Raw genomic sequence first — 23,261 nt, 5'->3', positions numbered from 1 at the left:
CAGGGAGATTATTTGCAATAGTTTGCTTATTGTGGATGTGGGTGTCGTTTATCTATCAAACGGGCGTTTAATTTTCACTTAATTGGCGTCTGTGTTTCGACATTGAAGGAAATTAACTTGGACAACTCAGATAACAGTAATCTCATGACATTACAAAATGTTGATTCAACCTTGAATTCCAATGTGATGCCGGATGAACTCGTCATTACAATAAACAAGGCAAAATCTCTCTCTAACCGGAATGGCATTGCCTGGATGCTCTTTCAGAAAAACCAACTAATACAAAGCCACACTGGCTTTTTGGGCGACCCGGTATTCAACACCCCGAAGAAGCCCCTTAAATCCTCTTCGACGCAAAGACTTTATATTTCCTCACCTCCTCATCGATTCTCTTACAGCAAGAGTGAGTTAAACGCTTTTATTCAAGAACTTAATGTTGAAACCGTTTGCTACCCGACACTATCTCCCACTCTGAGCAATTTATTGGGGGTAGAAGCCTTTAAGCATGATGACATCACTCTCATCCAACCTGAATTGGATGCGACTAATGAGTCGCTCTTCTTCGGGCCTGCCACCATTCAAAGCCAGCAAAGACCATGGACAACGTGCTTTGTTTCTATGAATGCGATGGGCCAAGGAGTGGCTTATGAGCATTTTCTATCTGGCTTTGGTGCGAAAAGTACTTTGTATCACGCACTCACGAAAGACACGATTGTGGCTGTTGAGAAAACACTCTATCAGGTTGACGCCCATCTAGACGTCATAAAAGACAAATGCTGTGCGATAGAAATAGAGAGTGTTGAAGCGTTCAGAGCCTTGCAGAGTAAGCTGGCTTCTGCCGGTCAAAGTGTCCTGGTTGTACTTTGTGGATACCCTTTTTTTTGCCAGTTGGCCAATGCCAACGTCATCGACGAAAGCAACCTATACGTTGCTTTGACAGGTGTTCCTTCCTTTGCTGAATACCCCGCTTCAACCAATCATCCCGAACCTAAGATACCCAGCTTATGGCATTGGAAAGTCATTTCTACTCAAGGCTTTGACTCTGGTGTACTAGTGAAAATGCGTAGGGAGATCGGAATAGAGAGTTGAAGTGAAAAAGCATTTAATTAGTGCGATCAACTCTATGACTGAGAATGGAATTCAAGAGTACGACATTAAATATTAAAGAAAAAATCACATTGTATGCATGTTGCTAAATTTATTCGTTTCTTCAACTCAATTTATCATTCTCGCTTTGGTGAATTTAGTCTCACCTTACTCTTTCCTGCCTAATTTACTGTCTACTAATTTGTCAATTAGATAACTACAGTGCTAAGGTCATTCATGCTGTAAGCCAGCAAAAGATAATAGAAAGACAAATAAGAGGGTAGTTTCTGGCCATCGACTGAGCGGTGTTCAGCTTTTTCTATTTGTCTAAATATTTTTTTACTCAGGCTACGCATTATGGAAAGAGAAAACGGCAATCATGGACACTCAACAGCTGTATGCCATCATCAATAAGCTAGGTGACATCAAAAATACACAAGAACTAGAAACGATCTGCGAAGAGTTTTGCGAACTGGTAGAAATACCCTTTTATTTATTTGGCGTGATTGAGCAAATATCCCTCCACGCTCCTGTCATTCATGTATTGAGTAATTACCCTAAACCCTGGTTAGATATTTATTTTAAGCAAAACAGTCAACGGGTTGACCCTGTTGTCAGCTACATCATGACCCAACAGTCTCCCATCCGTTGGGATTCCCTTGTCCAACGTGAAGAATTTCAAGATCCCAAACAACAGGAACTGATGCGTGCCGCCAAAGAGCACGGACTCCATAATGGGTTTACCGTTCCTATCAAGTCAGCGTCGGGTGATTTTGTCCTTCTGAGCATGGCAATAGGGGATGAAGATAACCATTGTGACAAACTGAACGCCGCTATTCCTTTCGCGCACACCTTGGCAACACACCTCCTTGAGTGTTACATGCTGCTGAAAGTGAAGGAGAAAGGGAAAGGTGAAGCCACACTAACTCAACGGGAGACTGACTGTCTTTTCTGGGCAAGTGAAGGTAAGACGGCATGGGAAATATCAAAGATCATCGATGTATCTGAACGCACCGTATTGTTCCACCTCAACAACTGTACCAAGAAACTTGACGCATCCAACCGTCAACATGCGGTTGCACTGGCTATCAAAAAAGGACTGCTGAAGCCCAACTTATGACCAGGAACTATTGACCCTAAGAAACGACGGTAGAATTTAAGCAAAAGAGAAGTTGATAATTTCTCTTTTGCTTACTTTTGCTTCGTTGCGACGCGACTTCAAACAGCCTCCAACTGACTGTAAGTGCTGGGCTGAGGCTCATTTCTTTTCGCCTCAATGACGTATCGTCGCTTCATTTCTTCAATAGAGTCTTGCTTGCCGATTTGAACAATGTCCGTCCCTGTAGCCATGTACTCAGCGGGAAATCCGTGACCAATAAACAGGCCAGGCGAACTGGTAATCGCATAAGCACCCACTTGATGGATAACCAAATAGTCGCCCGCAGTGAGCGGTTCAGAAACATACTTATCGGCAATGATGTCTGACGGTGTGCAAAGTGGGCCAACAAGGGTATACACCTCACCGTTAACATCCCGCTCAGGAAGCGGTAATTCGGACAGAATATTGAGGTTTTCGGGGTCTACTTTACTGATGAAGTAAGGCTTTCGCATCAAGTTCGCAAAGGCTGTAGCACCGTGGAACAAGTTGTAGCCACCATCACAAATGGCATAGGTTTTATTCATGGATTGCTTGATTGACTTCACCTGTACAACAGCTTTCCCCGCCTCTCCAACAATAAAGCGGCCACTTTCAAAGAAAAGACGCCTTACTCCCGTCCTTTTCACCAGAGCATGTTGTAGGTTCAAAAGCTCTTCCTGAATCGCTTCAAGACACAAAGACTGTTCGCCCTTGTAATAGGGAATCCCAAACCCTCCCCCAACATTGAGCCACTCCAGCTTGAGCCTAAACCGCTCAGGAAGCGCTGCCAGATATTCGCAAAGCGAAGAAAAGTTGGCGAGAAAACTATCCGGATCAAGCACACGTGTTGTGGCGTAAACATGCACACCATGGATATGAATCTGACGCTCACGTGCTAGTGACAGGACACCTTCAAGCTCTGATTCGGCGATACCAAACTGAGACGCCGCACCTCCCATCTTCATTGAGCCACCCGAAATATCAATATCAGGATTAAGTCGCAACAGAATGGCCGTGTCTGACTGATGTTCCTTTCGTAGCGCCGCCAATTCCAGCAATTCTTCAATACTTTCAACAGCCACAAAAGCAATGTTGTTCTTCACGCACATCGTCAGTAGCCGTGTTGATTTGTAGGGGCCAACACAGCCGATATTCTCGGGGTTTACCCCACTGGAAAGAGCAACATCCAACTCAAATGCACTGCTCACATCACAGCCCATCCCCTCCTCCACGATGGTATTAACCAAAGCTGGATTTGGATTGGCTTTCAGAGAATATAAAACGGTAGAAACATCCGGCAACACCGCCCGCTTTAACCGCTGACACTGATGTTGGATTGTCGACTGCGAATACACATAGAACGGTGTTTGCGGTACAGAAAATTGTTGAGACATCACACGCCATCCTCTTATGGGTTTTTGAACTCTGTATATGTGAGACAGCGTGGCGCAGGGGCATGGTGCACCATATCCACAGCTTCAACTTCATCACTGTTCATGTTGATGGTGATGAGACTCAACACGTTATGGCAAGCCTTCTCAGCACGAAGGCTCATATAGACAAAATACTCCAGATACTCCTGATTCCGCTCTTCGCGCAAGAATTTAAAGTGATTGATTTCATCACTTTCCTCAAAAACCCAAGGGCTGCCAGAGAGCTCATGGCCGTTAATCAACGTGCGAATTTCCGCTTGGCTGAAGTCTGATTTGGCGAAGGTCAGGGGCGATACCAACATCACTGCCGCCATGATCAATGCGTGCAACATCTTCCGAAACATATTTCCTCCATTTCGTTTGTCGGGAAGCTTCATTAACCATGTCACAGCTTTCTCTGGGGGCTAACTGTCAGAACTGACAGCTGGGTGAATGGGGATAGAGGGACAACAATGATAGCCATAAGTCAGCAAACGGATTGGCATTATGACCCACTTAAATTATTGGTCGGACACTGCAGAGCTCAGGGAGCCCGTTGAAACGACGCTTTCAGAGCTCGGCTATGACAACGGCTACGTCGGCATCATCAAGAAGATATTCCGGATAAGCCAAACGCCGGTGTCTCGCAAATCACCCTCTCAGTACCTGTTTCAGGATGATTTTTGCCACCAGCCGGCACTGAAAGGCTCAACCTACCTTGCCTATACACATACTGGCCAAGAGGTTTATCCCTTCGGCCAATCGTGCCTTCGTAAGTTAAACCGTGTTAGTGAAGGTAAAGGCGCTTTGTTTGGCTCGACGGCCAGTAATTGTGCCTCGACATTTAAAGTGATCGACCTTTATCGTCGCCGGCAGCAAGAAAGCAAACAGGTCATAGTCACTTGCGACACGGGCTTTACTTCTATCCTAAAAGACATTCCCGGCTCTACCGTCACAGGCGATGCTAGAAGCGCGGTCAGTCTTGATGCCACATCCGGCAACTACCAATTTGTCGACTATCAATCACAGGTTTACCCCGCCCATTTCGGAGGAGCCTGGGAAGAGTCTGATAGCCACTCTGTTTACGAGAAAACTTATAAAGACCGTATCGTCGCTCTGATCGAATCGGCATTGGCAGCCATCAATACAAATCCGGAAGCGCGAATTGCAGTCGTGCCGCATAACGTCAATGTGTACACCTGGAATGCTATTGAAAAGAAGCTAGCTAACCCTCAACTGACATTCTTCACCGGTGGCGTCTCTGACCATGGCCACTGTTACGGCAGCGACGCGTTCATCAACCTTAAGCTGTTGGAACAACTCACCGTCTCCGATGACGCGGATTTTGCTCACGCACCTGATTTCTTTCTCTGCGTTACCGCAGGAGTTGGCGGCTTTTTCTCCAGCGTCACCTTAAAGCGCAATGAAGCCGATAAGGAATCTTTCCATGACTGATATCACCCCAAACACCACACCTCTGCGCCAAACTATCGAGGATAATCTGGCGCATTATGGTGATGCTGCAGCAGTACGTTTTCGACACTTGGAGATCAGCTACCGCCAACTTCTGGATCTGTCGACAGCGTTGAAGGTATTGCTTGAAGAAGCGGGCCACTTGAAACCTAACGTGCCTGTTATCACTTGCTCCCGTTCACCCTTTTTCAGCAATCTATTTAACCTTTTGATGGGAATTGAAGGCATTACCTACGAGCCCATTTCACTGAACGAGCCTTTTGAACGTGCAGAAGCAAAAGCAGGGAAATGGCAGGAGTTTTTGCTGCTTACCGACGCAGAAACTGCATCAGAGCTGTCTGCCATTTCTGAGCGTGCCGCACTGACACTGGTTTGTGATACGGACTTCAACTACACAACAAAGGAACGGCCAGATAACACGGGTAAAAACCCTTTCCAGCTAGAGGATTGTGTTTACATCCTGTCCACTTCCGGTTCCACTGGGGTACCTAAATCTGTGCCGATAAAAAGCGACAATCTGCAGGCATACCTCAGTGCCGCGACACGCTTTTTCAACACCCATCGAACCGATCGTTTTTCAGTCATTCACGATGTTTGTTTCGACTTCAACATTCATGAGCTCTATGTACCTATCCACAATCACGCCTGTTTATGTGTTGCGGAGAAGTCGGATCTTCTCAGTCCAGCTACCGTTGAGAATTTTGTCGATAAACACCAAATTAGCTTCTGGTCGTGTGTCCCTTCATTTATCAACCATCTGAATCAGTTAAAAAAATTCGGCAATCATCGCTTCAACAGCATTCGTAAAACAATGATCTGCGGTGAAGCATTCCCAATGGTCATTCAGCAAGCATGGCGAGACCTTGCACCTAACAGCCGTATTTTTAATCTCTACGGCCCAACAGAATGCACTGTATCGGTATCAGGGAAAGAGGTCACCCACCCAAGTGATGATGACGTGCTAAATGGCGTTCTCACGATAGGTAACGCCTGGGATAACACGACATTCTATGTCCTGAGTGAAGGTCATATTTCAGAGGAAGGACATGGCGAACTGCTTGTTGGTGGTGCCCAGGTTTTCGATGGTTATTTCCGTGATGGTAAGCTCTGCCGTGACAAACTGGTAGAAGAACCGCAGTCAGGACAACTTCTATACCGCACCGGTGACATTGTCGAGCTCTCACCCGGCAAGCCTAACCACTACCTGGGCCGCGCAGATGATCAGTTACAGATCCGCGGTCATCGCATACAGAAGAATGAAATTCTACACCTGATTAGACAAGCCATACCTTGTTCAAACCTCGCGGTCGTGGAGAAAAACTCTACTAACGGCACCACCGTTGGCATCGTCTTGTTTATTTCAGGCGAGGGATTGAATGAAGTCGACATCCGGCATCAACTCGCAACTGTGTTACCCAGTTATGCCCTGCCACTCAAAATCAATATCGGTCCGATCCCACTCAATAAAAATATGAAGGTAGACCACAAATCTCTCTTCCAGCAGGTCAACGCAGAGGTGGTGTCATGACATCTGTAACGATACCGTCTAAAGCGCTCTCTATCGATGCAATCCGGGTGATTCGTCCAGAGCATAGATTGGTGCTGATTGAAGAACATGAAGCCGTGCATTGCTCATCATTCAATGCCCATATCCTGAAAAAGATGATGGGAATAGAGTCCGTCAATGTGTTGCCAGAAGGCACATCGACCGACGATATTCTGCTACCTCTGGTTTCTCGCAGCGAATCGGTTAACCCGTCACTGCTGCGAAGTGCGAATACGGGCGCGAGACGCACGCGCTTTGGGCTTTCATTAGACCGAAAATTAGCTCGCATCCACAACCTGACCCCTTTGGGTTCGGGCAATGCCAATCGCTGTGTATCACTGTTCAAGCAGCTTGATCTCCTGTTCCGAACACAGTCGGAACATCAGGTTGCCATTCACAACGGAGAATTGGCTTTTAGTAAAGAAATGCGGATCACTCGCGGACTCTCTGTTCAGGGGGACAGCAGTACCAGTTTGTTTTTGACCCAGACAGACACGCCAAAAATTCGCGTCAGTAGTGTGCATATGCACTACGACAGACGTTTTTCCCGCGGTATCTGGGGCGAAGGTTCAGAAACTAAAGTCTACGAAGACAGCTATCGCAGCAATATGCATCAGGTCATCCACTCTGCGCTTGAAAGAGCAGGCGTCACGCTGGAGGAGGTCGACCATATCCTGCCTCACAACATCAATATCAAGTCATGGCGCTTTCTCTGCCAATCGCTCGATGTAGCGGAAGAGAAGCTCTTTGCGCGCAATATCCAGACCGAGGGGCACTGCTTCTGCAATGACATGGTGATCAACCTGAGTGACGCGATTGAAAAACATCGTCTTGCCGGCACAAACCCGACAGCCTCCACGCCGCTAAGGTTTCTGGCCGTTGCCGCAGGTGCCGGGGGAATGTTTGGCGCATGCGTGTTGGAAGTAGTTCAGCTAGAGGGATTTCTTAATGAGAGACAAGCTATTTAATATCATGGTCGATGCTGGCAAACGAAAAGCCGTCATCGACCAGGGAAAAACGTACCGCTATCACGAGCTGCTTCATGATGTCGAAGCCTTAAAGAATAAGCTCGTAGAAGCCAAGGGCGAACATCAGCACGGCACCCATATCATTATGTCCGCCCAACGCGCTTACCAGAGCATCGCTCTGTACGTTTTCAGCGTGGTTTACGGCTATACCCTGGTGCCAGTGACGGCGGAGATTGATAACCGATCTCTGGCGAGATTGCTCCGGGAATTACCTGTCGCTTTTTTCTATACCGACAATCCGGATTCACGCTTGCTTGAAGAAGCCACAGCCCATGGCTGTCCCACACTGGTATCACAAGAAGGGCAGCATCTGAATCAGGCGCGCTTCGAAGCGGGAGACGATGCGTTCCACAGGACCGCTCAATCATTTTCTTCGCCTTCGCTGAATAACCGCGAGTTATACCTGATTTTCACCTCAGGCAGCACCGGTAACCCGAAAGGGGTGAGTGTAGAGACTCAAAATCTACTCAATTATCTTGAAGCAACACGTGAGGAGTTCGGTATTCAGGCTGACGATGTATTCAGCCATATTTCTCCACTGAGTTTTGATTTCAGCATTCACGAAATCTTTCTTGCACTGTTCAACCAAAGTGCGATTGCCGTGCTTCGTGAAAATGATAAGTTCAACTTTTCCGGCTATCTCAAAGCCAATGGCGTCAGTGTGTGGGCATCGGTTCCATCAACCGTTTCATATCTACAGAAAACACGTCAGCTGCAGCCCGACCAATATCCAGACCTGCGCCTCGCTTTTGTAGGTGGTGAGCCAGTGCAACCCGCCCTGCTAAAAGCACTGAAAGATGCAGCACCGAATTGTGTTATTTACAGCTATTACGGCCCGACAGAATGCACCGTTGCCATGATGGCATGTCGGTTTGAAGCAGATACCCACTACCCGCAGCATATGCCGCTAGGTAAACCTTTCGGTGGTCACCAACTGTTAGTGCAACCCACTCCAGACAGTGAGCTTCAACCGTTTGGCACAGGTGAAGCGTATATTGCCGGCCCTCAAGTGCTAAAAAACTATTGGAAGAACCCTGAGCAAACCGCATTGCGATTCGCGTTCAGTCCAGAGCATGGAAACCTCTTCCGTACGGGGGACATTATCCGCATCGAGGATGATGGAAACCATGTATTCATAGCCCGTCAGGATGATGACATCAAAATCGGTGGGTATCGTTTTAATACCGCTGCCTGTCAGTCATTCGTCAAAGAACAATCGCGTGCCGAAGAAGTGGTCGTGATGCCATTTACTCAGGGGGAAGCTGGCACATTTGAGCGTCTGCTTGTGGTCACGGTGAACGCTGAGATCTCCGAATCAGCGTTGGCACGCATCTTCCGCGACCAGTATGACAACTATGTTCAGCCCCACTTCGTGAATGTTACTTCTCTTCCTCAGAACAGAAATGGAAAGCTCGACAAAAAAGCACTCATTAAACAGGTGACTTGCCATGCTTGATACGCTCATAACACCCCGCCAAACAAGAGTAAATACACAGACACCAACCGACGTTGCTATGTTCAATAACCTGGTGACGCTCGAAGGCAGGCCAACAAATCTGGCAATTTGGTGTCCGTTAAGTGAACTTGCAAATCCGCCTGAGCGTCAACAAAACGCACGATACTACTTGAGCCATCTGGGGAGCGCAGTGAAAACGCGTTGCGTTGAAGCGAAGCCGGATGTGGAAGTTGAGAAATTCTGCCTGATGCTTCCCGGCTTCAATGGAGGTCCTTTTGATTGCTTCCATCTTGCCGAAAAGCTAGCAAAACAAGGCTATTGGGTATTGTCGGCAGGTTGCTATATCAACCCAAACCTAAAGCCAAGCGAAGACCCAGATAAAGTCGCTTCTGCATTGGCGGATGCTTATCCCGAATACAGTGCCATGCTGCGCGCATTTTCGCTGCTAACAGGCGTGGTGCTCTCAGAAGAGCGCATTAATCGTATTCGTTATGTGTCTTTTTCCGCCGGTATATATCCGCTAATCCGCGCTATTTCTGCCGGGAATTGCCCAGGCTGGCAACATGAGCTCTTGCTGATGGCGCCCGGCTTATCAGCCACCCGAGGCCTCAATGGCACACTCAGCGATGCACCAATCAGCAATATTCAATTGATACATTCAGAGCAAGATAGCCACCCCACTTTTGGCAGCCCATTAGCTTATCTTGAACTGTTTGAGCGCAACAAAACCACCTTGCACCTGCTTTCAGAAGGCGAGCACTACGATTTCATCCACCTTCCCCGGCAAGCTAGCCATACCGAAGCGCAATCTCAGCATGAACAGACGGTGAAAAACGAATGCCTGACTGTTCTCGACGAATTACTACAGGGAGAAAGACCATGACAGCAAACGCAGCACAATCTGCCATGATGGATATCGCCAGAATTTACTCTACCCATACTCCTTACACGGAATTTGACGCTTGGCAGCAATTCGCACCCGCCTATGGAGAAGACATTCTTTCTGATCCACAAGCTGCCATTGATCTTGCCAACGAGTTGGTCGCTCACTACAACCACTCTGAATTTCACGAGATGGGGCCAGAGCGCGAAAACGACCTATCACTTCGCGCCGTTAATGAAATCATTAAGCGCTACGCTGAGCTGAACCCTGATCCTAATACCCCTCAATCTCCTGTCGGCGGTCGCTGCCGGGATCTCGCACTGCTAATTTGCAGCCAATTCCGCGCTCAAGGTGTGCCTGCGCGTCTTCGTTACGGCTTCACTCATATGTACTACGACACCAAACGCGCGCTGGCTGATCATGTGGTTGTGGAGTATTACGACGGTGAGTCTTGGAAACTGCTCGAACCGAGAGGAAGTTCGCGCTTGATGCAGCATCAGGACTTAGGAATTAACCCGGTCAATGTCGACCCTGCCAAGTTTATTTCAGGCCCCAGAGCCTGGCACAAAATCCGCACCAAAAAACTCAGAGCGGAGTGGTTCAGTGGCAGCACACCCAATGCACAGATGGGGCTTTGGTACGTGCGCAAAATCATGTTGTTTGATCTGGCAAGTTTATGTCGCTACGAGGCTGATGTCTTTGACCTATGGGGTTATCTCACCGACTCCAAGCCAGGTGTCATGCCCAAATTTAAGCCACATCTCCAAGCGCTGGATGATATTGCAGCGGTTGATTTCCTGAATGAAGAAGCGTTCCTTGATTGCTATCGATTACTTGTTGAAGACGAACGTTTCCTCCCGGATGGCGATATCAGTGTCTCCCCTACATTGGGTAAACGCGCTACTTTATCAATAAGGAAAGACGACTATGTTTTATATCAGTCGTAACGTTACAGCACCGGCACCCGCTACACTCAATGTTGCGGCTGACCACGATGCCCTGTTTCTCAGTGCCTCGTCAGCAAAAGTATTCAGCCAATGGTATGGCTTTGGCGAAATCCCCTATTACGACAGGACGCCATGCACCGAGTACTACGCACGGGCACTTTCAATCTATGCCCAAGCAAGCGCTGACGATGCACCCGATTTCGATGCAGTGGTACACAATCACACTGGCGCATTATGTGGGGTATTCGCTGAGCGCGTTATGTTGAAAAGCAGCCGCGCCTCTCTGACAAACAAAGACGTAGGGAGCCGTTGGTTGGGTTTTTCGTCGTCCGCTACCAAGTGCGCTACCCCCATGCAGCTTATGCAGTACTTCGAGCGGAATGTCTCGTTGAACAACATTCTTCTTGTCACGGGAGATATTGCAGACAACGAAGATTTGCGTGTTAACCCCGTCGCGCTGAGTTCCGACACTATCAATCTCGTGAAACTTACCCGTACCGAAAGCGACATTGCCGTTGTGGCGGTTTCAACCCTGTTTGATGGTGAGTTCTCCGGTGGTATCTATCTCGAGACCAATGATGGGCTTCAGCAAAAATATAACGAACACTACCAACTGAATGTTGCCAAGGTCGTCGGTCGTTGCTTGGATAAAGCTAACCTTTCGCTCGAGCAGGTTGATGTGATTCTGCCACACAATGTGAATGTGCAAACGTGGAAGAAGCTCACCGCGAAACTCGGAGTCGGCATGGAGAAAGTCTACTCGCGCAATATTTCCCGACTTGGCCACTGCTTTGGCGGTGATGTCTTCGTCAATCTTGGTGATTTCTATGACGGGATGAAAGCCGGACAAACGGCGCATTGCCTCGCAGTCGCTGCAGGTATTGGGGCGTCGTTTGGGGCAACGGTATTCACCATTACCAAAGGAAAGGACACTGAATGAGGGGCAAGATGAGCATTTTCATTGCGATTGTCGCAATCGTCATTGTCGGCGTAGCGTTTTCGATTTATCAGCTTTCTAAACAGCAAAATGATATAACACTTGAGAAAGGACTTAATGTTTCAACTTTTGGTGTTGAAGATCCAAAAGGGCAAACCTCACTCACCGCCAAATTGTGGCGATTACCAGAGTCCGAAGAGACCCCAAAAGGCGTTATTCTCGTCTCCCACGGTTTTTCAGCCAATGCAGACTCATTGCAACGATACGCGGCCAATCTTGCTCAAGCAGGATACGTGGTTGCCGCCGTTTCACATCAAGACTTGAAGGGGCTCAGGAGTGGTCAGCTTTCCAATGACCCTATGGTGGCCAGGCAAAGGCATTTGAAACTTCTGTTAGAGAACTTGTATCTCAATGATGCAAATCTAAAGCAGCTACCCGTTGGCATACTCGGTTACTCGCTGGGAGGCTATGCCGCACTCACCAGCACTCACTTTCGAGCTCTGCTTGATAAACAGGAAAATTACTGTGCATCGCTTTCGCCGGGTGACAATGTGCTGATTTGTAACCCAAGGTTCAGTCAACGTATAAGCGCACTTTCTGCAGAGCCAGAGTTAACACCCACCCCATCAATACCCGCAAAAGCCATCGCTCTCTTTGCACCCGCGTATACCGAATTGATTAATTTGGATAAATCTGCAGATGCACCCGCTATATTCCTCGCCAATGGCATCAAAGATGAGTTCATTTCAGTCGGTCAGATGGATGATCTGGCACGGCAACATAGTTATGTTAAAGAGCATCAAGAACTCATGGAAGCGGGTCACTATGCCTATTTACCGACATGCTCTTGGCCGTTTAACTATTTCATTGAAAGTTGCCGGGATCCCATTCCCATTGACAGAGCGCAATTTCAGAACACACTGATAAAAAATGTCATTAATTTTTTTGACGACAATCTTGCTATAAAATAATCATCATTCTTTTATTAAGCACCCTAATGGGTGCTTTTTTATTACCTGTTAGATCTAACACAGTTTAATTCCAAACCTAGAACAACCTATAAAATTCAACCTAATAAAAGAACTTACACTCATCACTGTAAAAAGTATCAGGTTATAAATCATCCATTTTGCGCTTAAATGGTTTTGTACTGAATAATTAATTTCCCGTACACAACCAGGACAAATGGAGTTCAAAATGGAAAGACAAGACGCATACAATCAAATGGTCACTATTCTCAAATCAACTATCACAGTACCGGAAGATATTCAACTCACGGAAAATACCAGTCTTCGTGATGACCTGGGAATGGATTCACTAGGCTCCCTGACATTCCTGATGGAATTGGAAGAATCTATTGATGGTTTTTCTATTAATCCAGAAAGTTTAGAGGAGCGCCACTTTAGTTCAATCGGCGCCATGGTGGATTACATCGTAGATAACGTTGCACTCGAAACGGCTGCTTAATTATGTATATCAATTACTGTGAACACTTCCCTATGTCAGAAAGGCATCTTAGTCAGACGCCACGAGATCGGTATGTCACCTATTTTAAAGACCTACACCGAATCTCTGATAAGCCTCTGTCTGAAGAGACTTTTCTGATGGGTGACCAGTATAGCTATACCAATATTATTGATAATGTGCTGGACAAGGGATTGCCATTTGAGCAATTCCCTGATGTCTCAGACGTCACCTTTAGCTATTGGACACCGGAATGGGATCCAGACTATTCTGCCTTCGCGACATATTTCCTCTGGAAGAGCAATCTCGATGCCGAAATTCTCGATGTCTGCGATGTGGGATCTATTGCTACAACTACCGCGCTTCACATTCTGTTTAATACTGATGAAAAGTCAGATCTCAGGAAGAAAATATTGGTAGGTATGGAACAAACTTCCGTACCCCGTTTTCTCCCAGACAATAATCTCATGCCAAATCATTCAAGTGGTTCGGCATTATTTGTTAGTCAGGCAGATAATACCAGCGCGCTATTTAAGGTTTTGGATTCTCAGTATTTAAATGAAAATACGATTTATTCAGAAACCTTCGCATTATCCAACATGATTACTAATTTGTTGGCTAACCACCAGTTGAGTACGTCAGACTGTGTGTTATTCCTGCAACGGAATAGTGCTGCTTTTAAGCAAATTGACTATCTAACTGATAGAGGGGAGCTCTCCAAAGATCTATTAGATAATGCCTATTACCTTACCAATGAATATTCCGTCAACACCTTACCGAAGTTGATATCGGAATATCAAAATAATCCTGAATCATTTCGACATGGAATTTGGCTATTTGTTGATGAAGATGCCGAATCGTTGAATACAACTCTTACTTTGCTGAGGCCGTTGTAATGTATTGTCTCGACTTCGAAAACCAATGCGCTGCTGTTGAATATCAGCATCAGGAAAATATCACTGGCGTCATCGTCTCCAAGCTTTCACTGGCAAACCATAGCTATGTGATTCTGGACACGCAGGGCTCATCCTTCGACACCTCTGTTTCACTAAATACATGGGAGCTAGAAAACCTGGTATCACTGAAGCACTTCAGTGTTGTGAAGCTGCCGAAAACCAACAAGTCACTCCCGTCCCACCTGGAGGAACAAAGCTGGGAGGCTTTCACTCAAGAAGCAGTGAGCCTTTTTCATCAAGACTCTCTCGATAACTTCCGCCACCTGATCAAACGTCTAAAAACCAAAAAAGTCGGAGAAACCTCTCTGATCGACATCGAAAACGTCAGCCTGTCTGTGGCTGATTACCATCGTTTTCTTTTTCAGCTTGAAATGGTGGCGGATTCACTTCCTGAAACCCTCTCACCGCTCGCTGACCGCACCATGCTTGCATCTAACATCATTTCCAACCTTCAGGGTGGCATTTCCATTCTGGCAGGGGCAAGTGTGGAACAACACCTGCAGTTCGCGCTGCTGCTGAATGATCTGGAGTACTGGCGATGATGAATTTAGACAGATATCAAGCGACCTATGGCGAGAAATACGCCGACCATATTGAATGGTTGCGTGAAATATCAACAGCGGTAGACAGCTATCAAGATGTTCTGACAGGAGCCGATTTCCGTAATCCGGCGCTGGATAAACTCCTGCTGAGTAGTTTTTCCATGACCACGGAAGAGCGTGTCCGCATGTTCGAACAGCTTTCGTATGGAGACCCGGGTTCGCTGCTGTTTTCTCCCGGCCCAAGTCTATCAGGCGTCATTTTAAATGAAGCGGGCTCTGACGAGCAGAAAGCGCAGTTTTATGACTACCTGAAAGCCCATGATTGCCGAACGTTTTTTGCTGTCACAGAACCCAACAAAGGCAGTGATGCAGGGCGACTGGAATCGCGTCTGGAAAACGACGTCTTAAACGGTGAAAAGTGGCTTATCGGAAACGGGGCCCGCGGTGAAATGGGGGTCGTGTTGTTCAAAACCGGCAGCAGCCCGCTCGCAACTCGCGCGGCGTTACTGACCAAAGAGATGATCAATAGTGGTCATCTAGAACGTCGCTTACTCAAACAACACTGTATGCGCGGAGCGCGTCTGTCATACCTGACTTTCAACAACATGCCCATACCCCGTGAGAATCTGTTGGGCGAACATCTTCACCCTTGTGAACGTGGATTGTTCTCAATGATCCGCACCTTTAACAAAATGCGCCCCTGTGTCGTCGGACTGAGTATTGGCTACGCGCAGGCAGTCATTGATCTGCTGCTTGAACATGGTGAAGAGGTCGGTATTCCACTGGAAACCTGCCGTCACTTCAACACCACCTTGGCCAGCATGCGCGAAATGAACATTGCGGCAGCACGCACTGCCGATAAAGAACCGGACAACACGGCATATTCATCAATGGCAAAAATTGAGCTGGATGATTTCGTGAAACAAATCCGTCCGTTTCTGTTCACGCACTATCAGAAACTTCAGTCAGATCGCTTTACTCACGTTCGCAAGTTTATGCGGGATAGCTATGGCGTGGACTTCATGGAAGGTACACATGTTATCCAGAAACACAATCTGGTGAACATCCTTAAGCGCAATGACTATCAAAGCCCATGGAGAGGACTATGAAACAGATCGTCTCAACCCTCTCCATCTTTGCCTCCTCGTCATCGACTTTCGTCACGCAATTGTTGGCGGTGTGGATTATCTGCCAGGAAGACCAGCGGGCGCTGTTGATCCTGACGGTCTTTATGCCGTTCGGTTTTACCCTGTCTTCCCTGTCAGATGCGTTGAGGGCGGGGGCACTCCCTGTGGTATCCAGTCACGAGGATACAAAGTCGAACGAGGTTCATGGAGCACTCGCTACCCTGTTGGCGATGGCTGTGGGTGTGTTTGGCGTATTGTCAGCGATAGCATGGGGAGCCCTTCCTATGCTTCGTCCCTACTTTGACTTGCCAATTGTCACCTACCTCGATTTTGTCGATTTGCTGACAGCAATGGCAGGGGCATTCCTGCTCATTACCTTCTCTTCCGTTCTCACGACCTGTCTGTTCGCAAAAGAGAAAAACGCTACCGCCACCAGCATTGTCGTTATCGCCAATGTGCTGCAACTGAGCTTGATTTACCTCTTTGCCAAGCAAGGTCACGGCGTTATGTCGATGCCCTACGCAGCAGTGTGCTCAACCATTGCGTCGATGGCGATTACGTTAACGCTATCACCTACACTGCGCGAATTACTGGCTCCCCGAGTGATGCATTACTTCGATGCGATGCGGTCTCAATTCAAGCAGTTACTCACCATTGTTGTACCCATTTTCTCGAGTTATCTGCTGCTGATTACCTGGTTGTTCTACATCACCTACGTGCTGCTTCAATACAGTGATGCTGCTGCTTCTGCATTCCCGCTTTACTCCCGCGTGCAGAACATCATCATCATGCTGTCTATTGCCGTCGGCGTCAGTCAGGCAATCCGCTTCAACAAGCACTCAGCGGAATATGATTACAGCATGCTGAAAAACAGTGTGACGCAGTTTGTCACTCACTCACTGCTTTATCAGATCCCGGTACTGCTGGCGGTATTCATTTTCAGTGAGCAGATTGCGCAATGGCTGATCAATGAGCCCAGCGTTGCTGCTGAGTGTGCCGAATATCTCCGCATCATTGCACCCGCACTTCTGGTGCTTTCTACCTACGTCGGCATGACAGTGTTCATGGAGCAAACGTTCCGCTCCCGCCGTGCCTTTATCTACAACTTCCTCTATCTCGGCGGCGAAGTTGTACTGATAGAACTGGTGCGCCCTTACTGCACCACCAGCACCGAACTATACACCTTACTCGCTGTAGCGTTCTTCGCGTCTGCCATCTTCATCCTGTTTGAGATCGGACGTTCTCGCTATGAATACCATTTGATGCAAAAAATGCAGAGTGTGACCTTATGAAAACGACGCTGTACCACCAATTGATCGATATCCAGCAACGCTATCCGAACAAGATTTGTTTGAGTGATTCGCAACACGACTGGACGTTTACCACCCTTCGGGAAAAAGCCGATGACTATGCCAACGCGCTATCAGCACTCGGATTGGGATTGGGTGACAGATTGCTGTACGTCGCCGGTCGCGGTATCAACACCATGCCGCTTCTACTGGCTGCCAACAAGCTCGGCGTATTATTTGCCAATATTGACGCGCGTGCTGACAAGGTGAAAAACCAGTCGATTATCGACCAGTACGAAGCCGACCTTTTGCTCATCGCCCCTGAGCATGCTCAAAACGCTCAGTATCAGTTTGGTTACTATCGTGATGCCGAAACAGAAGCGTTCAATGCGCAAGCCTGGCTTCGCAATGACCGCGCAACCGGTGTTAATGACACTCAGGTTTCTTCGCAACAACGTCAGCGTGCCCCGGTAGCCACCGACATTGGCCTGGTGTTCTTCACTTCCGGTTCAACTGGCCGTTCGAAAGGCGTAGCGCTGAGCTATGGCAATGTCAGTTTTGCCGCCCAGTCGATCACCGAGTATCTGGAAGTCGACAGTGATGATGTGATTTACAATGCGTTGCCATTGAACTTTGACTACGGTTTTTATCAGATCCTTTTCCCACTGTTCACAGGTTGCCGCACTTACCTGACCTCTTCGTTCATGATCCCCCAGAAAAATCTGATGGAGATCCAGAAGATATCCGCCACACACTTCCCTATCGTTCCCTCCATGGCCCGTCTCATCAAGCAGTTTGGCAGCAAGAGTCAGTTCGAGTCTGTCACCACAATCACTAACACAGGTGAAGCTATCCACCGTGGAGAAGTCGATTACATGCAGGCTGTTTTTCCAAACTGCCGCTTCTTCTCTATGTATGGCCTGACTGAGTGCAAACGCACCACTTGGCTTCACCCTGATGAATATGCCAACAAACCGGAAAGTGTTGGCGTTGCCATTCCCGGCACACGCATCGAGATCTTAGATGATAACAACCAACCCGTTCCCTATGGTGAAGAAGGTCAGATTGTGGTGTCTGGCCCGCACGTCATGACGGAATACCTCGACAATCCTGAAGCAACGCGCAAAGCCATCTTCTTTGATGAAAATGACCGCCAGAAGAAACTCGCCACCGGTGATTATGGCCGTATGGATAGCGATGGTTACCTGTATCTCAGCGGGCGTAAAGATGAAGTGTTCAAGATTGATGGTTTGAAGTACTCCTGCAAAGAACATGAGCAGTGGTTGAAGTCTCAACCTGAAATCCGAGATGCCTGTATTTTGGTGGATGCAAAATCCCTCGACATTACTGCATTTATCGTCGAAGAAATCGGCAAAACCTTATCCGACGAAGCAGTGCGTGAACGTCTGCAGAAACGCTCAGCCCTCTCTTCCCACTTGCCAAAACGGATTGAGCGCTTGATTGACATTCCTATCAACGACAACGGAAAGCACAACAAGCAATACCTCAAGCAAGGTAAATACGAGGGCCTGCGTATGCCAGAGCCTGTATCCCGTGAACCACAACGACAGGTAGCGGAAACACTATGAACAATAAACTCGCCCTTTTTCTTCCTTTGTTGGTGCTGGCCTCTACCGCTTCTGATGCGCTGGCTGGTGTAAAAAAGAAAACCTCGGAGACGGAGATACCTGCTGGCTTCCAACTTAAAACAGTTGAAAGTCTGACAGTTCGTCAGCAACAACGTCACAAGGTTTATCAATCGTCATGCATGATTGCGCCCCAACACATCTATCACATCGCACCAAAAGTGGAAGGCGAAGTGATTTATGTGCGCAAAGGCGGACACCAGGTGAAAAAGGGCGAGTTATTGTTAGAAATCGAAAATGAGTCGGTTCGCTACGCCTATCAAGTCGCGAAGAACAATCTGCGCTTGGCGGCACTCAACCTCAAGCGTTACCGCTCGCTTAGTGTGAAGCAATCCAGACAAGAGATGGACCAACTCCAACTGGAAGTGGATAACCTCCGGGCAGAGGTGGACTACCAAACCGCTTTATTTAAATCCTTCAAGTTTTATGCGCCGGAAGATGGTGTGTTCGAAACGCCAAGCGTAAAAATGCACGACCGAGTGGTACCTGGCGTATCTGTTCTTACGTTTTACAGCAACAGTTCGTTCGAGTTTACGTCCCGTATCCCGCTGCACATTTTCTCGTCGTTGGCCTTGGAAAACGAAATTCCACTTCAATCCGTTGACGATAGAAGACAGATGGCAATGGCCAACTACAGCCACTTCGAGCCGGAAGACAATGGCGAGTTTGTGAAGCTTTACGGCAATGTCAGCCATACATATGAAGGTAATGACAACGTCAAAGCAATGTCCAACCGTTCACTATTCCAGCGCTGCACAGCCAGCCTGCCCTTCTACCAGTCTGAGCAAGGGATTTTCCTCGAGAACAAATATGTTCATCTCGATTACAAGGGATTTTATGTTTTCAAACTCAAAGGTCGACGTGTCAACAAGGCTTATGTTCAGGTGCATTGGTATGACGATGGCATATTAGAAGTGGAAAGCGGTTTAAGCGCAGGTGATCGCATTGCGACAGCGGGCTCTTTTAAGCTACTCGATAACGAACTTGTGCGCGTAAAACCTCAGCCCAAAGCTGACAACAATGACACTCAACAACTAGTGGGGATGGTTCGATGAAGGCGCAATCACCGCTACAACGGTATTTTGACTCAAAGATGGGTTACATCATTTTGATGTTGCTCATCACCCTCTGTGGTTTGGCAGCGCTGAAGTTCGCCACTCTCACCTCTTTCCCTTACTCGCGCAGCAGCAGTATTTTTGTCTCTGCGCAGTTTTTCGATAAGCCTGCCAAATACATCGCCACACACGTTGCCAGCGATATTGAAGATATTTTTGCATCCCAGGACGGGCTCGAATACACCCGTCTAACGGTTGGAAACAACACCCTTCGCGTCACCGGAAAGTTCGACAAGAGCGTGGATATTGATGCCGTTGCAAGAGACATCAGTAATGCGCTGACGAACAGTACTATGGTTCAAAACAATCTGGATGAGCTGACCTCTGGCCTCGATGAAGGCGATTATGCACCTGACCTGGGTTACGTGTTTACTTCTTCATCTCGCTCAGATGCACTGGTGAGCCGACTGCTGGAAACTGAAATCACACCTATCCTCCGCAGCTTGCCAGGTATCCAGTCTGTTGCCTTGTATGGCCCAAGTGATGCCATTTACATCGATATCGATCAGGACAAACTCAATGCATCTGGCCTCGCTTTAAATCAGGTTTATGACGCAGTACGCAATGCGTTTTCCCAGCCTGCCAGCTATCTGGTTGATGGCGAGAATTACGAGATTTTCCATCATAAAGAGGTAAACAACGGCATTCAGAAGATGGCGACACTGCGTATTGAAGACAGCCATTCTGAAGGAATTCATACCCTCTCTGATATCGCCAATTTCCGTGTAGATAACGAGTACACAAGGGTTAAGGCACAATTCAATGATAAAGATGGCGTTGTACTTCTGGCGACTTTTGATGGAAGAGACAACCCGCTCTCTGTCGCCGGTGACGTGAAGCAAATGATCACCACATTCTTGCAGAACGAGCCTGATTTAAAGGTACAGGAAATCATGGACAGCACGGTGATGCTTTACGGCTCTATTAAGGAGACGTTGATATCCATTATCCTTTCCGTCGTCGTCACTTGTTTGATTGTGTATTTCACTACACGTTCCGCAGCATCAGCCCTTGCTATTTCGCTTTCCATTCCTCTTTCATTGCTGCTGGCCTTCGCTTTCTTTTCAGTGTCACTGGATTCAATAAACCTCATTACGATCACTGCATTGATTATCGCTATCGGTTTGGTGGTTGATGACTCTATTGTGGTCACAGACTATCTTCAAAATCAGGGGTCAGACAAAACGAGAGCGGGGAACCGTCAACTTAACAATCTCAGAGCCATCATGATGGTGTTGGTCGCCATCACCCTCACACTGGTTGTTGTCTACTTGCCTTACATCTTCTCCAGTGCAGATTACAGTGTTGTCAGCAAGGAGTTTGGTTTGTCCATTTCAATTGCACTACTCTGCTCGCTGTTTGTTTCTGTGCTGGTCACTCCCAAGCTCTTGCCCTCCCGATTCGTCCGAAACGAAAATGGAAAGTCTGCGCCTTACCAAAACCCGGTCATGCGCAGTTATCGTCATTCACTCGTTTGGTTTGCGGAAAGCCGCGGTTTTCGTGCGACGATGGCCTTTGCATTGCTAGGTATTCTGGCCTTCGGTTACCTTTCTTGGCAGAACACAAACAATGAAGTCGCGCCGCCAGAAGACAAGCGCTTACTGATGGTACTGAGCGAAGTGAGTCCAAATGCGACATCTATCGAGGTGCAGCAGCAAGCGAACGCCCTGACCGAGAAAGTACTAAGTCTGCCTTGGGTTGAATCGACAAACTATGTCACAGGTGTGCCAGACAGCAACATGATCACTCACTACGTGCGTCTGAAAGAGCCTGAGTACGAAACATCTTCTGAGGGCTTGTTCGGAGATTTGAATAGTCTCCTTCAACAATTCAGCGAGAATCCTCAGAGAAACAATATGTTGGTCAAACAATCAGAGAGTCTGGCGTCACTGCTGGCATCTGAAACACTCAGCCGCTCGTTTGTCATACTTCCGACAGACATACCCGGTGCTTCAACTTTTCCGATTGATATTGCCGTGATGGGGAGTGACACCGAAGAGATTTTGGAAAAAGTAGAGAAGGCGCTTGGTGAGGCTCGGGCGACGGGTCTCTACGAGTTTCTTATCCATGACGCCAAGTACGTTTCTAACCAGTTCAATATCGAAACGCTTGTAGATACATCAACGTATGGCAGTGCCGAAAATCGCTACTTTGCTTCATTAATTGCCGCCTTTGCTCAGCCCAATTACATAGGAAAAACACCCCACGCTAACGACAATGTGAAAGTCTATCTTGGTATTTCCGAGTCAAGCTATAACCGAGCCGCGCCAATGCCTCAAATGACTTGGGTTGATGACTACACACTGTATGACGATGGCAGCCGCCAAATTATGAAGAGTGCCATTCAACGGGTCGAGCCTTCTTTCGAGCCAAGAGACATCAATAAAACCAATGGATTACCTAGCGTTCAAATTCGCGGGATAACCTTGTCGGGTGCAAATAAATACGAAGCCATCGAGACCCTGAAAAACATTCTGATTTCGAAAGGAGTCCCCGAGCACAACATTACGTTGTTAGGTTCGAGTCGCTCAATTTCTAAATCGGTCACAGAACACGTTCAGATCACCCTGTTCTCTCTGATTCTGATTTTCCTTCTCCTCACCGTGCTGTTTGATTCACTGGTAGCTCCGATCATCATCATGGTTTCCACCGTACCTATCACCTACTTCTCAGGTTATATTGCCCTCGACTTGTTCGGGCTTAGTGACAACATCTACACCCGCCTGTCTATTTTGACCGCTGTGGGTTTGTCGTCCAAGCAAGCCGTGATCATGGTGTATGAAGTACTCAGGCTGGCAAAGGAGAATGGACAAGAAGCCTCCATGAAAGAAGCCATCATTCAGGGATGTGCAAAGCGCTTCAATGCGGTGTTTATGACCTCATTCTCACTGATCCTCGGCGTGCTCCCACTAATATTTCAGTTCAATTTTGGCGCCGTCGCGAAATACAATATCGCCGTGGTCATTGTGTTCTGTATGACCATCTCATTCATCACCGTTCTCTATTTCGTTCCTCTGGTTATGTTGAGCTTGCCAAAAATTTTGTACCGAGGTCTTCTGTTTCGAAAATCCACAAAGCAGGAGGGGGATGCCGAGGTTTCTCTTACCCAGCAAGCAATAAAAACAGTAAGTTAAGTACTAAAGAAAAATGGGTACCAATAAAATTAGTTGAGCACCAGCTATCAGCTGGTGCTTTGGTTTCACTCGAATTCCCATC

Annotated in this window: 20 protein-coding genes; 18 read left to right on the top strand and 2 right to left on the bottom strand. The window is 47.6% G+C overall.

What is annotated here, in order from left to right:
• Positions 1 to 117 precede the first annotated feature (117 nt).
• Complete coding sequence (locus tag QL223_RS09215) at positions 118 to 1,089, top strand: hypothetical protein (RefSeq protein ID WP_281544554.1); 972 nt, start codon at positions 118 to 120, stop codon at positions 1,087 to 1,089.
• 376 nt (positions 1,090 to 1,465) lie between these two features.
• On the top strand, positions 1,466 to 2,206 hold the full coding sequence (locus QL223_RS09210; protein WP_062663363.1) for a LuxR family transcriptional regulator: 741 nt from the start codon (positions 1,466 to 1,468) through the stop codon (positions 2,204 to 2,206).
• Between the two features lie 98 nt (positions 2,207 to 2,304).
• Here QL223_RS09210 and QL223_RS09205 read toward each other — a convergent pair whose 3' ends face one another.
• Complete coding sequence (locus QL223_RS09205) at positions 2,305 to 3,618, bottom strand: amino acid decarboxylase (protein ID WP_281544553.1); 1,314 nt, start codon at positions 3,616 to 3,618, stop codon at positions 2,305 to 2,307.
• A gap of 14 nt (positions 3,619 to 3,632) precedes the next feature.
• Positions 3,633 to 4,001 carry a hypothetical protein gene (locus tag QL223_RS09200; protein WP_002536626.1) on the bottom strand — a complete coding sequence of 123 codons (369 nt, stop codon included), beginning with the start codon at positions 3,999 to 4,001 and terminating at the stop codon, positions 3,633 to 3,635.
• 142 nt (positions 4,002 to 4,143) lie between these two features.
• On the opposite strand from QL223_RS09200, the gene QL223_RS09195 reads away from it, so the two are divergent.
• The 16 genes from QL223_RS09195 (at position 4,144) to QL223_RS09120 (ending at position 23,179) form a co-directional block, all read left to right on the top strand.
• Complete coding sequence (locus tag QL223_RS09195) at positions 4,144 to 5,091, top strand: hypothetical protein (RefSeq protein ID WP_281544552.1); 948 nt, start codon at positions 4,144 to 4,146, stop codon at positions 5,089 to 5,091.
• Complete coding sequence (locus QL223_RS09190) at positions 5,084 to 6,637, top strand: AMP-binding protein (RefSeq protein WP_281544551.1); 1,554 nt, start codon at positions 5,084 to 5,086, stop codon at positions 6,635 to 6,637. The genes QL223_RS09195 and QL223_RS09190 overlap by 8 nt, the downstream gene beginning before the upstream one ends.
• Positions 6,634 to 7,623, top strand: coding sequence for a 3-oxoacyl-[acyl-carrier-protein] synthase III C-terminal domain-containing protein (locus QL223_RS09185; RefSeq protein WP_281544550.1), 990 nt, complete (start codon positions 6,634 to 6,636; stop codon positions 7,621 to 7,623). The genes QL223_RS09190 and QL223_RS09185 overlap by 4 nt, the downstream gene beginning before the upstream one ends.
• Positions 7,604 to 9,139: an AMP-binding protein gene (locus tag QL223_RS09180; protein ID WP_281544549.1), complete on the top strand. Its 1,536-nt coding sequence runs from the start codon at positions 7,604 to 7,606 to the stop codon at positions 9,137 to 9,139. The genes QL223_RS09185 and QL223_RS09180 overlap by 20 nt, the downstream gene beginning before the upstream one ends.
• Positions 9,132 to 10,022, top strand: a complete 891-nt coding sequence (locus QL223_RS09175) for an alpha/beta hydrolase (RefSeq protein ID WP_152442348.1) — start codon at positions 9,132 to 9,134, stop codon at positions 10,020 to 10,022. Before QL223_RS09180 ends, QL223_RS09175 begins: the two co-directional genes overlap by 8 nt.
• Positions 10,019 to 10,969, top strand: a complete 951-nt coding sequence (locus tag QL223_RS09170; RefSeq protein ID WP_002536616.1) for a transglutaminase domain-containing protein — start codon at positions 10,019 to 10,021, stop codon at positions 10,967 to 10,969. The genes QL223_RS09175 and QL223_RS09170 overlap by 4 nt, the downstream gene beginning before the upstream one ends.
• Positions 10,950 to 11,909: a 3-oxoacyl-[acyl-carrier-protein] synthase III C-terminal domain-containing protein gene (locus QL223_RS09165; RefSeq protein WP_281544548.1), complete on the top strand. Its 960-nt coding sequence runs from the start codon at positions 10,950 to 10,952 to the stop codon at positions 11,907 to 11,909. The genes QL223_RS09170 and QL223_RS09165 overlap by 20 nt, the downstream gene beginning before the upstream one ends.
• 8 nt (positions 11,910 to 11,917) lie before the next feature.
• Complete coding sequence (locus QL223_RS09160; protein ID WP_281544547.1) at positions 11,918 to 12,877, top strand: alpha/beta hydrolase; 960 nt, start codon at positions 11,918 to 11,920, stop codon at positions 12,875 to 12,877.
• Between the two features lie 226 nt (positions 12,878 to 13,103).
• Positions 13,104 to 13,373 carry a phosphopantetheine-binding protein gene (locus tag QL223_RS09155; protein ID WP_002536610.1) on the top strand — a complete coding sequence of 90 codons (270 nt, stop codon included), beginning with the start codon at positions 13,104 to 13,106 and terminating at the stop codon, positions 13,371 to 13,373.
• Between the two features lie 137 nt (positions 13,374 to 13,510).
• Entirely contained in the window at positions 13,511 to 14,266 is a 756-nt protein-coding gene (locus QL223_RS09150; RefSeq protein WP_239643943.1) for a hypothetical protein, read from the top strand.
• Positions 14,266 to 14,868, top strand: coding sequence for a hypothetical protein (locus QL223_RS09145; RefSeq protein WP_281544546.1), 603 nt, complete (start codon positions 14,266 to 14,268; stop codon positions 14,866 to 14,868). Before QL223_RS09150 ends, QL223_RS09145 begins: the two co-directional genes overlap by 1 nt.
• The gene (locus QL223_RS09140; protein ID WP_002536605.1) at positions 14,865 to 15,977 is read left to right on the top strand and encodes an acyl-CoA dehydrogenase family protein; all 1,113 of its coding nucleotides are present in this window, start codon (positions 14,865 to 14,867) and stop codon (positions 15,975 to 15,977) included. The genes QL223_RS09145 and QL223_RS09140 overlap by 4 nt, the downstream gene beginning before the upstream one ends.
• Positions 15,974 to 17,287, top strand: coding sequence for an MATE family efflux transporter (locus QL223_RS09135; RefSeq protein WP_281544545.1), 1,314 nt, complete (start codon positions 15,974 to 15,976; stop codon positions 17,285 to 17,287). Before QL223_RS09140 ends, QL223_RS09135 begins: the two co-directional genes overlap by 4 nt.
• Positions 17,284 to 18,873, top strand: a complete 1,590-nt coding sequence (locus tag QL223_RS09130) for a class I adenylate-forming enzyme family protein (RefSeq protein WP_002536602.1) — start codon at positions 17,284 to 17,286, stop codon at positions 18,871 to 18,873. The genes QL223_RS09135 and QL223_RS09130 overlap by 4 nt, the downstream gene beginning before the upstream one ends.
• Positions 18,870 to 19,985, top strand: coding sequence for a hypothetical protein (locus QL223_RS09125; RefSeq protein WP_002536600.1), 1,116 nt, complete (start codon positions 18,870 to 18,872; stop codon positions 19,983 to 19,985). Before QL223_RS09130 ends, QL223_RS09125 begins: the two co-directional genes overlap by 4 nt.
• Positions 19,982 to 23,179, top strand: coding sequence for an efflux RND transporter permease subunit (locus QL223_RS09120; protein ID WP_281544544.1), 3,198 nt, complete (start codon positions 19,982 to 19,984; stop codon positions 23,177 to 23,179). The genes QL223_RS09125 and QL223_RS09120 overlap by 4 nt, the downstream gene beginning before the upstream one ends.
• Positions 23,180 to 23,261: the final 82 nt, after the last annotated feature.

It is taken from the genome of Grimontia sp. SpTr1 (assembly GCF_947387585.1).
GTDB classification, from domain to species: Bacteria; Pseudomonadota; Gammaproteobacteria; order Enterobacterales; family Vibrionaceae; genus Enterovibrio; species Enterovibrio indicus.
This window is presented reverse-complemented; position numbering and strand designations above follow the sequence as displayed.